Source organism: Streptomyces sp. NPDC002825, assembly GCF_040295385.1.
Classification (GTDB): Bacteria; Actinomycetota; Actinomycetes; order Streptomycetales; family Streptomycetaceae; genus Streptomyces.
Genome location: NZ_JBEOVH010000026.1, coordinates 35,894 through 49,802, shown reverse-complemented (window position 1 = coordinate 49,802; position 13,909 = coordinate 35,894). Strand labels below are relative to the sequence as shown.

12 protein-coding genes are annotated in these 13,909 nt (G+C 75.3%); 7 read left to right on the top strand and 5 right to left on the bottom strand.

The window, feature by feature from the left end:
* Positions 1-2: 2 nt before the first annotated feature.
* Positions 3-197 carry a hypothetical protein gene (locus ABT041_RS28030; protein ID WP_015032212.1) on the bottom strand — a complete coding sequence of 65 codons (195 nt, stop codon included), beginning with the start codon at positions 195-197 and terminating at the stop codon, positions 3-5.
* Positions 198-505: 308 nt separating this feature from the next.
* Here ABT041_RS28030 and ABT041_RS28025 point away from each other — a divergent pair, with 308 nt between their 5' ends.
* The 7 genes from ABT041_RS28025 (at position 506) to ABT041_RS27995 (ending at position 10,140) form a co-directional block, all read left to right on the top strand.
* A complete protein-coding gene (locus ABT041_RS28025; RefSeq protein WP_351189332.1) occupies positions 506-898 on the top strand; it encodes an ankyrin repeat domain-containing protein in 393 nt (130 codons plus the stop codon).
* 259 nt (positions 899-1,157) lie between these two features.
* Entirely contained in the window at positions 1,158-2,573 is a 1,416-nt protein-coding gene (locus ABT041_RS28020) for a HEAT repeat domain-containing protein (RefSeq protein ID WP_351189329.1), read from the top strand.
* Between the two features lie 297 nt (positions 2,574-2,870).
* The gene (locus ABT041_RS28015; RefSeq protein WP_351189326.1) at positions 2,871-3,992 is read left to right on the top strand and encodes a glycosyltransferase family 4 protein; all 1,122 of its coding nucleotides are present in this window, start codon (positions 2,871-2,873) and stop codon (positions 3,990-3,992) included.
* Positions 3,989-4,204, top strand: coding sequence for a hypothetical protein (locus ABT041_RS28010; RefSeq protein ID WP_502976606.1), 216 nt, complete (start codon positions 3,989-3,991; stop codon positions 4,202-4,204). Before ABT041_RS28015 ends, ABT041_RS28010 begins: the two co-directional genes overlap by 4 nt.
* Positions 4,201-5,385, top strand: a complete 1,185-nt coding sequence (locus ABT041_RS28005) for a glycosyltransferase (RefSeq protein WP_351189323.1) — start codon at positions 4,201-4,203, stop codon at positions 5,383-5,385. Before ABT041_RS28010 ends, ABT041_RS28005 begins: the two co-directional genes overlap by 4 nt.
* Before the next feature lie 226 nt (positions 5,386-5,611).
* Positions 5,612-6,550, top strand: coding sequence for an SGNH/GDSL hydrolase family protein (locus ABT041_RS28000; protein ID WP_502976608.1), 939 nt, complete (start codon positions 5,612-5,614; stop codon positions 6,548-6,550).
* A complete protein-coding gene (locus ABT041_RS27995; RefSeq protein ID WP_351189320.1) occupies positions 6,547-10,140 on the top strand; it encodes a hydantoinase B/oxoprolinase family protein in 3,594 nt (1,197 codons plus the stop codon). The genes ABT041_RS28000 and ABT041_RS27995 overlap by 4 nt, the downstream gene beginning before the upstream one ends.
* Positions 10,141-10,168: 28 nt before the next feature.
* On the opposite strand, the gene ABT041_RS27990 is transcribed toward ABT041_RS27995, so the two are convergent.
* The 4 genes from ABT041_RS27990 to ABT041_RS27975 all read right to left on the bottom strand — a co-directional run bounded on the left by ABT041_RS27990 (position 10,169) and on the right by ABT041_RS27975 (position 13,870).
* Positions 10,169-11,032 (bottom strand): 5-oxoprolinase subunit C family protein, encoded by an 864-nt coding sequence (locus ABT041_RS27990; RefSeq protein WP_351189317.1) that lies wholly within the window; start codon positions 11,030-11,032, stop codon positions 10,169-10,171.
* A complete protein-coding gene (gene pxpB, locus ABT041_RS27985; protein ID WP_351189314.1) occupies positions 11,029-11,649 on the bottom strand; it encodes a 5-oxoprolinase subunit PxpB in 621 nt (206 codons plus the stop codon). The genes ABT041_RS27990 and pxpB overlap by 4 nt, the downstream gene beginning before the upstream one ends.
* Positions 11,646-12,410 (bottom strand): LamB/YcsF family protein, encoded by a 765-nt coding sequence (locus ABT041_RS27980; RefSeq protein ID WP_351189311.1) that lies wholly within the window; start codon positions 12,408-12,410, stop codon positions 11,646-11,648. Before ABT041_RS27980 ends, pxpB begins: the two co-directional genes overlap by 4 nt.
* Before the next feature lie 179 nt (positions 12,411-12,589).
* Entirely contained in the window at positions 12,590-13,870 is a 1,281-nt protein-coding gene (locus ABT041_RS27975; RefSeq protein ID WP_351189308.1) for an MFS transporter, read from the bottom strand.
* Between the last annotated feature and the right edge of the window lie 39 nt (positions 13,871-13,909).

The window sequence follows — 13,909 nt, the reverse complement described above, 5'->3', positions numbered from 1 at the left end:
CGTCAGAACTTGATCCCGCCCAGGAGGCCGGCGAGGCTCTGCCCACCCGCCGTGATGCTCGGGGCGATGGCGGTGCCCGCGAGGTAGAAGCCGAACAGCGCGCTGACGAGGGCGTGCGAGGCCTTCATCCCGTCCTTCTTGAAGAACAGGAAGCAGATGATGCCGAGCAGGACCACGCCTGAAATGGACAGGATCATTGGTTGTTCTCCTGGTTGAGGGGACAGTCACCATGAGTCCTTCCAGGTTCACAGCAAGTATCTATGTGACTAAAGGTTCATTAGGGTGAAAAACGGCTGATTTCACTTGACCGGCGGACGTCGGACGCCTCGCCGGGTGGCGAAATGCCCGGCGTGCGCTAGAGGTGGGTCCCGGGGCGGGATGACGTGATCTTTGCCTCGGCCGCGCGCGGTCATGTCGCCGGACGGGCAGTACCCTGTCGATTCACTCGTACGGCCGCGCTTGCCGTGCACACGTCGACAACGCAGGAGAGAGGCGGTCCCACCTGATGAGCGAGACTCCGGACCCCGAGGTCATCGAGCTGGCGTCCAAGGTCTTCGACCTCGCCCGCACGGGTGACACCGACGCCCTCGCCGCCTACCTCGACGCGGGCGTCCCCGCGAACCTCACCAACGACAGGGGCGACACCCTCGTCATGCTCGCCGCCTACCACGGCCACGCCGCCGCGGTCACCGCCCTCCTGGAGCGCGGCGCCGAGGCAGACCGCCCCAACGACCGCGGCCAGACCCCGCTCGCCGGCGCCGTCTTCAAGGGCGAGGACGCCGTCGTCCGCGCCCTCCTCGCCGGGGGCGCCGATCCGGAGGCCGGGACTCCGTCCGCGCTCGACACCGCCCGCATGTTCGGCAAGACCGAACTCCTCGAGCTCTTCGGAGCCAGGTGAACGGCGGCTGAACCCCAGGTGGGAGCGGCGTCGTAAATGTGGTCGCGGTGGCGAAATGGGTGGGTCATCATGACGTCGGGCCCGGCAAAACGGGCCACCGACGAGAGGCTGAGGAAGATGGTCACTGGCAGGCGAATGACGACGACGGGCGGCCCCGAATGTTGCCGCACGGCCTAGGCGTACGGGCGATGTACCGCCCGACCGGGTTGCCCCCGGTATCCCCCGGTCGTGTCGACAGCTTGATGTGAGGCGTCTTCCCATGTTCGATCCAGTCATAGCGCCGAGCGGCACCCTGCTCGGTCTGCTGCAGCGGGGCCGCGGCGACGGCACCCTGCACGCGCTCGCCGCGCCACGCGCCGAGGCCCTCGCGGCCCTCAACCACTGCGTTCTCGACGACCCCCGCCACGACTGGCAGGTCGAGAACCGCTCCCTGTACTACGCCCGTCTCTACCTGGACCTCCACGGAGGCCTGGACGAGATCGAGGCGCACCTCTTCGATGCCGAGGACCACCTCGACACCGAGGAGTCCCGGACCGGGCTCGCGCTCGCCGTCCTCGGGCACCTCGCCTCCTACGGACGCCAGGACGCCCTGCTGCTGCTCCGGCGGTACGCGGCGACCGGCGCCAACTGGGCCTGGGCCCTCGACGAGCTCGCCCTCCGCGACGACGACGCCGGACTCCGCGCGCTCGCCCTGCCCGTCCTCGCCCGCTTCCCGGCCGACGCCGAAGGCGAAGCCGAGCTGGCCCGCACCGTCCGCGACGCCTTCGAGCCCCGGCCCTGGCGGCTGTGGGCCGAGGACCCGCGCGAGTCCGTCGGCGCCCGCGTGAGGGCCGCCCGGGAACAGGGCTCCTTCGACCGCTGGCAGCGCCAGATGCGCCCCGCCGGGCCCCGCCCCGGCTGGAGCGTCAAGGCCGTCCTCGACTGGGCGCAGGAGGGGTACGAGCGCGGAGCCGTGCTCCACGGACCCGCCGCGCGCTGCCTGACCGCCGTCGCCGGGCCCGAGGACCGGCCCGAGCTGCTCGCCGCCGCCCGCCACGGCGCGCCAGGAGCCCGCGGCGCCGCCCTCCACCACCTCGCCGAGTCACGGGACCCCGCCGTCCTCGACCTCGTCGAGGCCGCGGCCGACGGCGACTCCCGTGAGATCGCCGACGCCGCCGTCGCCGCCTACCGGCGGATGTGCGGCGACGACGCCGTCGCCCGCGCCCGCGCGTGGGTCCGGCGCACCGACGCCCTCGGGACGGCCGCCGCCGAGGTCCTCGCCTGCCGCGGCACCGCCCAGGACGCCCCCCTCGTCCTCGGCGCCCTGCGCGGCACCGTGCGCTCGGCGGGCCCCGACGCCCCCGAGCTCGGCTGCCTCGTCGACGGCGCCGGACGCCTCGGCATCGCCTGCGCGGCGCCCGTGCTGCGCCACGTCTACCGCGAGACGACCTCCTCGCAGCTGCGCGGCCGCGTGGCCCGCGCCCTCGCCGCCACCGACACCACCTTCGCGACCGGCTTCGCCGTCGAATGCCTGTGGGACTGCGAGGAGACCACCCGCGAGGTCGCGGCCCAGCACGCCGAGACCGGTGACGTGCGCGTCGCCGAACGATTGCGCAGGCTCGCCGCGGATCCGGCCGAAGAGGTCGAGGTCCAGACGGCGGTACGCAACCGGATAGGGCCGGACCTCCAGGTCTGACCCCGGCTCCGGGGCAGCGACAGGTCCGACCACCCCCTCCCGGCCCGACCTGCCACCCCCGAGCCACTCGCCACCCGGCCCCCGGGGCGGCGCGGCCCGCGGCGGACGAACCGCCGACCGTGGCCCCGCCCCGGGTGCCGGAGCGCTACCCGGGGGACCCTCTCGCCTTCCAGGCGCCCCCTTTCCGGCCTTCCAGGAGCACCCCTACCGCTTTCCAGGGGAAACGCTCATGGGACGTTCCCTCCCCGTCAAGATCCACGTTGGCGGGGACACTCCGAGCGCGACGAGAACACCCGTATGCGTGTCGTCATCGTCACCGAATCCTTCCCTCCCGACGTCAACGGTGTGGCGCACTGCGCCCTGCAGACCGCGCGCCACCTCGTCCGGCGGGGCCACACCCCGCTCGTCATCGCCCCCGCCGTCGCCGACCCGGCCGCGGACGCCGACGCCCCCTGCGCGGTCGTCCGGGTGCCCTCCCTCCCGCTCCCCGGCTATCCGCAGGTACGGGTCGCCCTGCCCAGCCGGCGGGTCGCCGCCGCCATCGCCGCCCACCGCGCCGACCTCGTCCACCTCGCCGGCCCGTTCGTCCTCGGCGTCCGGGGGATGACCGCCGCCGCCCGGCTCGGCATACCCGCCGTCGCCGTCTACCAGACCGACCTCGCCGGCTACGCGCGCACGTACGTCGGGACCGGCGAGAACGCCGCCTGGCGCCGCCTGCGCGCCGTGCACGGCGCCGCCGACCGCACCCTCGCCCCGTCCTCCGCCGCCGTGCACGACCTGGAGGCCCACGGCATCGGCCGCATCCGGCGCTGGGGACGCGGAGTGGACACCGACCGCTTCCGCCCCGGCCTGGCCGACACCGCCCTGCGCCGGGAACTCGCCCCCGACGGCGAACTCCTCGTCGGCTACGTGGGCCGGCTCGCTCCCGAGAAGCGGGTGGACCTGCTCGCCGGGGCCTGCGCGCTCCCCGGCGTCCGGGTGGTGGTCGTCGGGGATGGCCCCAGCGGGCCCGCCCTGCGCGCCGCCCTGCCGGGCGCCCGGTTCCTGGGCCGCCGCACCGGCGCCGACCTCGCGCGGATCTTCGCCTCGCTCGACGTCTTCGCCCACACCGGCCCGTACGAGACCTTCTGCCAGACCGTCCAGGAGGCCATGGCGAGCGGGGTCCCGGTGGTCGCCCCGGCCGCCGGCGGCCCCCTCGACCTCGTCGACCACGGCCGCACCGGACTCCTCGTACCCCCGGGCGACCCGGACGCGCTGCGCGAGGCCGTCGCCGCGCTCGCCGCCGACCCCGGGACCCGCGCCGCGTACGGCCGGGCCGGACGGGCCGCCGTCGAGGGGCGCACCTGGGAGGCGCTCGGCGACGAGCTGATCGGCCACTACCTGGAGGTGCTGCACGAGCGGACGGCGGTGGCGGCATGAGCGGCGCCCGTACGGGACTCCTCGTACCCCCGGGCGACCCGGACGCGCTGCGCGAGGCCGTCGCCGCGCTCGCCGCCGACCCCGGGACCCGCGCCGCGTACGGCCGGGCCGGACGGGCCGCCGTCGAGGGGCGCACCTGGGAGGCGCTCGGCGACGAGCTGATCGGCCACTACCTGGAGGTGCTGCACGAGCGGACGGCGGTGGCGGCATGAGCGGCGCCCGTACGGGGAGCGGCCCCGGGCTGCGGATCGTGCGGCTCGCGAACTTCGTGACGCCCACCTCGGGCGGCCTGCGCACCGCCCTCGACCAGCTCGGCCGCGGCTACCTGGCGGCCGGCCACGAACCCGTCCTCGTCGTCCCCGGCGACGTCGCGAGCGACCACCACACCGCGCAGGGCCGGGTCGTCACCCTGCCGGGTCCCGTCCTGCCCGGCACCGGCGGCTACCGCGTCCTCGCCGACCGGAGTCGCGTCCGCCGGCTCCTCGACGAGCTCGCCCCCGACCGGATCGAGGTCTCCGACCGCACCACCCTGCGCTGGACCGGGGAATGGGCGCGACGCGCCCGCGTGCCCTCGGTCATTGTCTCCCACGAGACGGCCGACGGGGTCCTGCGCACCTGGGGCGTGCCGCCCTCGCTCGCCGCCCGCGCGGCGGACCGGCTCAACCGGCGCACGGCCTGGGCCTTCGCACGGATCGTGTGCACGACGGAGTGGGCGGAGCGCGAGTTCGTACGGATCGGGGCGCGCAACGTCGTACGGGCTCCGCTCGGCGTGGACCTGGAGCGCTGCCGGCCCGGCCGCCGCAGCAGCGTGCTGCGGGCCCGGTACGCGGGCGGGGAGCGGGTGCTGCTCCTGCTGTGCTCGCGGCTCTCGGTCGAGAAACGGCCGGGCACGGCCCTGGACGCCCTGGAGGAGCTGCGGGGCCTCGGGATCGCGGCGGCGCTCGTGGTCGCGGGGGACGGGCCGCTGCGGGGCTCCCTGGAGCGGCGGGCGCGCGAGCGGCGCCTCCCGGTGCGGTTCCTCGGGCACGTGGCCGACCGGGAGGCGCTGGCGGACCTCCAGGCGGCGGCCGACGTGTGCCTGGCCCCGGGGCCGGCGGAGACCTTCGGACTCTCCGCCCTGGAGGCCCTCGCCTGCGGGACCCCGGTCGTGGTCAGCTCCTCCTCCGCCCTGCCGGAGGTCGTGGGCACCGCGGGCGCGTCCGCCGCCGACAAGCCCGGCGCCTTCGCCGACGGGGTACGGGGTCTCCTCGCGGCCCCGGAGACCGTCCGCCGCCGGGCCGCACGCGCGCGTGCGGAGGTCTTCTCCTGGGACCGCGCCGTGACGGCCTTCCTCGACGCCCACGACGCCCTTCCCGCGGTCCGGCCGCTCGTGCCGGAGGAGGCCCACCGATGACAGGGCGGACAGCGGGGGCGGGTAGGGGTACGGGTACGGCGAAGGTCGAAGCAGCTCCGGCGGCCGCGGCACCCGTCCGGTCCTCCGCTCCCGGTGTCCCGGCCGCCCGGAACGGTGTGTTCGCCCCGTCCGAGGTCCCGGCCTCCCGGGCCGGCGGCGCCCCCGACGGGGGACCCGTTCGGTTCGTCGTGCTCGGGGACTCCTTCAGCGAGGGCGTCGGGGACCGCTGCTCGCCGACGGGCTCGCGGCGGAGGGGCCGGGGACCGAGGAGCTCGGGACCGAGGAGCTCGGGGCCGAGGGGCTCGGGGCCGAGGGGCTCGGGGCCGAGGGGCTCGGGGCCGAGGGGCTCGGGGCCGAGGGGCTCGGGGCCGAGGGGCTCGGGGCCGAGGGGCTCGGGGCCGAGGAGCGGGCGACGGAGAGGGCAGGTGGGCCGGGGACGCCGGGGCAGGGGACGGTCTTCCTCAACCTCGCCGTCAGCGGGGCGCTCAGCGCCGACGTCGCCGAGCAGCAGGCGCCCCGCGCCCTCGCGTTCCGGCCCCACCTCGCCTCCGTCGTCGTCGGCGTGAACGACACCCTCCGCCGCGGCTTCGACATCGCGCTCCTCGCGGGCCGTCTGGACCGGGTCTGCGCCGACCTCGACGCCCTCGGAGCCGTACTCCTGACGGCCTGTCTTCCCGATCCGGGCCGGATGCTCGGCCTGCCCCCGCCCCTGGCGCGCCCGCTCGCCCGCCGCCAGCGCTCCGTCAACGCGGTCGTGCACGCGCTGTCCGCCCGGTACGGGGCCGTCCATCTGCACCTGGCCGACCCCGCATGGACCGAGGACCGCGCCCTGTGGAGCGCGGACCGGCTGCACCCGGGCGAGCGCGGCCACCGGGCCGTCGCCGCGGGCTTCCACGGGCTCCTCACGGCCCGGGGACTCGCCCACGGCGCCCCGCCGTCGACGGAGCCCGCCCAGCCGCCGCCGACCCGCACCGAGGCCCTCCTCTGGCTCGCCACCGCCGGCACCGGCTGGGTGCTGCGCCGCAGCCGCGACCTGCTCCCGCAGCTCGTCCTGCTCGCCGGCGCCGAACTGCGCCACTGGGCCGACGGCACCGGCACGGCACCGCTCGACGCGCGCGCGGACGACGCCCTCGCGGCGGCACTCGCGGCCACAATGGGGGGATGACCGGGCGCTGGGAGTTCTGGATCGACCGCGGCGGCACCTTCACCGACGTCGTGGGCCGTCGGCCCGACGGCCGGCTCGTCACCCGCAAGGTGCTCTCCCACGACCCCGCCCGCCGACGGGACGCGGCCGTCGCCGGCATCCGTCTCCTGCTCGGCCTCGGCCCGGACGAACCCGTCCCCGCCGACCGGATCGCCGTCGTCAAGATGGGCACCACCGTCGCCACCAACGCCCTCCTGGAGCGGCGCGGCGAGCCGACCGTGCTGCTGATCACCGAGGGCTTCCGCGACGCCCTGCGCATCGCCTACCAGAACCGGCCCCGGCTCTTCGACCGCCGGATCGTCCTGCCGGAGGCGGTGTACGCGCGCGTGGTGGAGGTTCCGGAGCGGGTCGACGCCCATGGTGGCGTCGTCCGCCCGCTGGACGAGTCCGCCGTCGCCGAAGCGCTCGCCGCCGCGCACCGCGACGGCTTCCGCTCCGCCGCCGTCGTCCTCCTGCACGGCTACCGGCACCCCGAGCACGAGACCCTGGTCGCCGAGGCGGCCCGGAAGGCGGGCTTCACGCAGGTCAGCTGCTCGCACGAGGTCAGCCCGCTGATCAAGCTGGTCCCGCGCGGGGACACCACCGTCGTCGACGCCTACCTCTCGCCGATCCTGCGCCGGTACGTCGACGAGGTCGCCGACGAACTCGCCGGAATCCGCCTCATGTTCATGCAGTCCAACGGAGGGCTCCGCGAGGCGGCCCACTTCCGCGGCAAGGACGCCGTCCTGTCGGGACCGGCCGGCGGCGTCGTCGGCATGGCCCGCACCTCGGCGCAGGCGGGACACGACCGAGTCATCGGCTTCGACATGGGCGGCACCTCCACCGATGTGTCGCACTACGCGGGCACCTTCGAGCGTGAACTCGGTACACAGGTCGCCGGGGTGCGGATGCGGGCGCCCATGATGAGCATCCACACGGTCGCGGCGGGCGGCGGCTCCGTCCTCCACTACGACGGGCGCCGCTACCGCGTCGGCCCCGACTCGGCCGGCGCCGTCCCCGGGCCCGCGTGCTACCGCCGTGGCGGCCCCCTGACCGTCACCGACGCCAACGTCATGCTCGGACGCGTCCAGCCCGACCACTTCCCCGCCGTCTTCGGCGAGACCGGCGACCTCCGCCTCGACGCCGAGGTCGTACGGGAGCGGTTCACCGCCCTCGCCGGGGAGGTCGGCGGCGGCCGCACCCCGGAGGAGGTGGCCGCCGGCTTCCTGGAGATCGCCGTCCTCAACATGGCCAACGCCGTCAAGAAGATCTCCGTGGAGCGCGGCCACGACATCACCCGGTACGCCCTCACCAGCTTCGGCGGCGCCGGCGGTCAGCACGCCTGCGCCGTCGCCGACGCCCTGGGCGTCGACACCGTCCTCGTACCCCCACTGGCCGGGGTGCTCTCGGCGTACGGGATCGGGCTCGCCGACGCCACCGCCATGCGCGAGCGGTCCGTCGAGGCCGAACTCGACGCCGACGGCACCCACGAGCGCGTGACGGACCTCTGCGACGAACTCGCCGACCGCACCCGCGAGGAGCTGCGCGCCGACGGACTGCCCGACGAGGCGATCACCACGCACGCACGCGTGCTCCTGCGGTACGCGGGCACCGACGCGAGCCTCCCCGTCGACCTCGGCTCAGCCGACGAGCTGAAAGCCGCGTTCACGGACGTGCACCGCGCGCGGTACGCCTTCACCCTGGACCGGCCGCTCGTCGTCGAGGCCGTCACCGTCGAAGCCGTCGGCACCGCCGGACCGCACGGCCCCGTCCTCGTGGACACCCAAGAGCGCGCCGCCGCACCCGCACCGGTGGCCACCGTCCGGATGCACAGCGCCGGCACGCCCCACGACGCCTTGCTCCACCGTCGTGCGGACCTGCGGCCCGGCGACACCGTGGACGGACCCGCGATCCTCGCCGAGGCGGACGCCACGACCGTCGTCGACACCGGCTGGCGGGCCACCGCGACCGACGGGGGCCACCTCCTGCTGCACCGCGTCGTCCCCCGCCCCGCGCGCGTGGCGGCGGGAACGGACGTGGACCCCGTCCTCCTGGAGGTGTTCAACAACCTCTTCATGTCCATCGCCGAACAGATGGGCGTCCGCCTGGAGAACACCGCCCAGTCCGTCAACATCAAGGAACGCCTCGACTTCTCCTGCGCGCTCTTCGACGCCGAGGGCAACCTGATCGCCAACGCCCCCCACATCCCCGTCCACCTCGGCTCCATGGGGGAGTCCATCAAGGAGGTGCTCCGCCGGCGCGGCGACGACCTGCGCCCCGGCGACGTGTACGCGATCAACGACCCGTACCACGGCGGCACCCACCTCCCCGACGTCACCGTCGTGACCCCGGTGTTCGACGACAAGGGGCAGGAACTCCGCTTCCTGGTCGCTTCGCGCGGGCACCACGCCGAGATCGGCGGCATCACCCCCGGCTCCATGCCCGCCTTCAGCCGGACCGTCGACGAGGAGGGCGTCCTCTTCGACAACTGGCTGCTCGTACGCGACGGAAGGCTGCGCGAGGCCGAGACCCGCGCGCTGCTCACCGGCGCCCGCCACCCCTCCCGCGACCCGGACACCAACCTCGCGGACCTGCGCGCCCAGATCGCCGCCAACGAGAAGGGCATCGAGGAACTGCGCCGCACGGTCGAGGAGTTCGGGCTCGACGTCGTCCAGGCCTACATGCGGCACGTCCGCGCCAACGCCGAGGAGTCCGTGCGGCGCATCGTCGCGCGCCTCGACGACGGCGCGTACCGCTACGAGACCGACGGGGGAGCGGTGATCCGGGTCGCCGTCCGGGTGGACCGCGAACGGCGCTCCGCCGTCCTCGACTTCGCCGGCACCTCCCCGCAGCTGCCCGGCAACGCGAACGCTCCCACCGCCGTCGTCATGGCCGCCGTCCTGTACGTCTTCCGCACCCTCGTCGACGAGGACATCCCGCTCAACAGCGGCTGCCTGGAACCCCTGGAGGTCCGCGTCCCGCCCGGCTCCATGCTCGCCCCCGTCCACCCGGCGGCCACCGTCGCCGGGAACGTCGAGACCTCCCAGGCCGTCACGGGCGCCCTCTACGCGGCCCTCGGCGTCCAGGCCGAGGGCTCCGGCACCATGAACAACGTCACCTTCGGCAACGCGCGCGTGCAGTACTACGAGACCGTCGCGAGCGGCTCGGGCGCGGGCGACGGCTTCGACGGCGCCGACGCGGTCCAGACCCACATGACCAACTCCCGCCTCACGGACCCCGAGATCCTGGAGTGGCGCCACCCGGTCCGCGTCGACGCCTTCGCGGTACGGGAGGACAGCGGCGGGCGCGGGCGGTGGCGCGGCGGCCACGGCGTGGAGCGACGGCTGCGCTTCCTGGAACCGATGACGGTGGCCCTCCTCACCGGACACCGCAGGGTCCCGCCGTACGGAATGGCGGGCGGCGAGCCGGGCGCCCTCGGCGAGAACCTCGTGGAACGAGCCGACGGCACCGTCGAACACCTCGCAGGCGCCGACACCACCGACGTGGGCCCCGGCGACGTCCTCGTCCTGCGCACCCCCGGCGGCGGAGGCTACGGCCCACCGCCCCTCTGAGCCGCCGGCCCGCCGCCCCCCTGAGGCGTCACCGCACCGGCACGAACCGCACCGGCGTCCCCGGGACCGCCTGCGCGGCCGCACCGAGGTCGGCCTCCCGCACCACGGCGACCACCGGATAGCCCCCGGTCGTCGGATGGTCCGCGAGGAACACCACCGGGCGCCCGTCCGGCGGCACCTGCACCGCGCCCAGGACCATGCCCTCGCTCGCCAGCTCACCGGGAACGGCCCGCTCCAGGGCCGGGCCGTCCAGGCGCAGCCCGATCCGGTTGCTGGCCGGCGACACCCGGTACGCGCGCGTGGTGAAGGCGCGCAGGGCCTCGGCGGTGAACCAGTCGTCCCGGGGGCCCGTCCGGACCCGCAGGACGAGTTCGTCCGGCGGGCCCGGCCAGGGAGGAGCGTCGACCGGCCCCCGTACGGCCGTGGCCGCTCCCAGCGGCAGCACCGCCCCCTCCGCCAGCGGCGCAGGACCGAGGCCCGAGAGCAGGTCGGTGGAGCGGCTGCCGAGCACCGGCGCGACGGCGATCCCGCCGCCGAACGCCACGTACGAGCGCAGCCCGCGCACGGCCGCGCCGACCTCCAGGACCGAGCCCGCCCCGACCCGGAGCGTCGTCCCCCAGGGTGCCGGGCGGCCGTCCACCCGGACCGGGCACGGCGCGCCGCCCACCGCCACGGTCACCGCGCACCGGGGCCGCAGCGCGCACCCGCTGACGGTGGTCTCCAGGACCGCCTGGTCCTCGGTGTTGCCGACGAGCCGGTTGACGAGCCGTACGGCCGCGGGGTCGAGCGCGCCGGAGCGGGGGACGCCGAGGTGTGCGTATCCCGTGCGGCCCAGGTCCTGCACGGTCGTCAGCGCCCCGGCCCGGACGACGGCGACGGCCCGGTCGCTCATCGCCCGCCCTCCGCCGTGAAGCGGACCCGGGTGCCGGGGGTGAGCAGGGCGGCCGGTTCCCGTTCGGCGTCCCACAGCACCACGTCCGTGGTGCCGATCAGCTGCCAGCCGCCGGGGGAGGAGCGCGGATAGACGCCCGTGTAAGGCCCCGCCAGGGCGACCGAGCCGGCCGGGACGGCGGTGCGGGGTGTGGCCCGGCGCGGCACCTCGTACCGCTCGCCGAGCCCCGTCAGGTAGCCGAAGCCGGGCGCGAACCCGCAGAAGGCGACCCGGAACTCGGCCGCCGTGTGGATCCGTACCGCCGCCTCGACGGACACCCCCCAGAGAGCGGCGACCTCCGGGAGGTCGGGCCCGTCGTAGCGCACCGGCACCTCGACGGCCTGGCCCACGCGCGCGTGGAGCGCGGCGGGCTCCCAGCCGGTCAGCTCGGCCGCGAGCCGCTCCGGAGCGTCCACCCCGTCGAGGAGCACGGTCCGCGCCGCCGGCACGATCTCCCGTACGGCGGGCAGCGCACCGGTCGCCCGCCGGCGCAGCAGCTCGGCGTGGAAGGCCTCGGTCGCCGGGCCGCCGTCCAGTTCCACCAGGAGGGCCCGGTCGCCCACCTTCAGCACCTTCACGCGAAGGCCTCCACGCGCACGCCGGAGGCTTCCAGCCGCTCCCGGACCCGCCGGGCGAGGCCCACCGCGCCCGGGGTGTCCCCGTGCAGGCAGAGCGAGCGGGCCCGGACGGGGACGGAGCTTCCGCAGTGCGCCGTGACGACCCCGAACCGGGCCATGGACACGGACCGTTCGACGACCTCGTCCGGGTCCGTGACGACGGCCCCGTCCTGCCCCCGTGGCAGCAGGGAGCCGTCCGCCCGGTAGGCCCGGTCGCCGAAGGCCTCGGCGACGACCGGGAGTCCGGCCGCCGCGGCGGCCTCGTGCAGCCGGGAGCCCGGCAGCCCGAGCACCGGCAGCGTCCGGTCCGCGAGCAGCACGCCGTCGACGACGGCCGCCGCCTGCTCCGCGTCCCTCACCACCCGGTTGTAGAGCGCCCCGTGCGGCTTCACGTACGAGACCCGGGAGCCCGCGGCCCGGGCGAAGACCTCCAGGGCGCCGATCTGGTACGCCACCTCGGCGGCCAGTTCGGCCGCCGGGACGTCCATCGCGCGCCGCCCGAAGCCGGCCAGGTCGCGGTAGGACACCTGGGCCCCGATCCGTACCCCGCGCGCCGCCGCGAGCTCGCAGACCCGCCGCATGGTGGCCGCGTCCCCGGCGTGGAAGCCGCAGGCCACGTTGGCGCTGGTGACGACGGACAGGAGCTGTTCGTCGTCGGTCAGCGTCCAGCGGCCGAAGCCCTCGCCGAGGTCGGCGTTGAGGTCGATCGGGACCCAGGTCATGTGGTGCTTCCTCTCTCACCTGGTGGTGCGGTGGTGCGTGTCGGCTTCGTTCGGACGGAGATGCGGTAGTGCCCTCGGACTGGCCTGCGCGTGGCCCGGCGCCCACCCGGCCGTCGGTCCCGCCGTCCCGGCCCGGGCACGCGCGCGTGCCTCGCGCGGATCGAGAACCACCCTCCCGCTCAAACGAGTTCCCTCCCGCGCGTCTCGGGCAGTCCGAGCAGGGCCAGGACGGCGAGGCCGTAGCCGACGGCGCCGAAGACCAGGGCCCCGCCCACGCCCCAGCTCTGGGCGAGGAAGCCCACCAGGGTCGGGAAGACGGCACCCACCGCGCGCCCGGTGTTGTACGTGAGTCCCTGCCCCGTGCCGCGTACCGCCGTCGGGTACAGCTCCGCGAGGAAGGAGCCGAAGCCGCTGAAGATGGCCGACATGCAGAAGCCGAGCGGGAAACCGAGCAGCAGGAGCAGGGTGTTCGCCCCGGCGGGGATGTGGGTGTACGCGAGGACGGACACCGCGGACAGCACGGCGAAGAGGGCGATGTTCTTCTTCCTGCCGAGCCGGTCGGTGAGGTATCCGCCGGTCAGATAGCCGGTGAAGGCCCCGGAGATCAGCAGGGTCAGATACCCGCCGGTGCCGACGACGGTCAGGCCGCGCTCGGTCTTCAGGAAGGTCGGGACCCACGTGGCGAGCGTGTAGTAGCCGCCCTGGACACCGGTCGAGAGCAGGATCGCGAAGAGCGTGGTGCGCAGCAGCCCGGGTCTGAACACCGCCCGGAACGAGCCGCGCCCGGCGCCCGAACTGCGGGCCTCCGTCGCCTGCGGGGCGTCCTCGACGTTCCGCCGTACGTAGACGACGAGGAGCGCGGGCAGGGCGCCCGTCCAGAAGAGGATCCGCCAGGCGAGGTCCGCATCGGCCCACTGGAACACCAGGGTGTACACGAGCACCGCGAGCGCCCATCCGGCCGCCCAGGCGCTCTGGACGGCGCCGAGGGTACGGCCCCGGTGCCTCGCGGAGGCGTACTCGGCGACCAGGATCGCGCCGACGGCCCACTCGCCGCCGAAGCCCAGGCCCTGGAGCGCCCGGAAGACCAGCAGGGTCTCGTAGTCGGGGGCGAAGCCGCAGAGCACGGTGAAGACCGCGTAGGTGACGACCGTGATCATCAGGGCCTTCACCCGGCCGACGCGGTCGGCGAGGACGCCGGCGAGCGCGCCGCCGACCGCCGAGACGACGAGGGTGACGGTGGTCAGGAGGCCGGTCTGGCCCTTGTCGAGGCCGAAGTAGGCGGCGATCGCCACCATCGACAGGGGCAGGGTGAAGAAGTCGTAGGAATCCAGGGCGTATCCGCCGAAAGCGCCGCCGAAGGCGCGCCGGCCGCGCGGCCCGAGGCCGCGCAGCCAGGCGAACGCGCCCGTGTCGTCGGGCCGTTCGCCCTGGGAGTGCTGCCGGGTCTGTGTCGTGCTCATCTGCACCTCGCGGGAGAAGGAGGCGTGCCTGAGAGACGT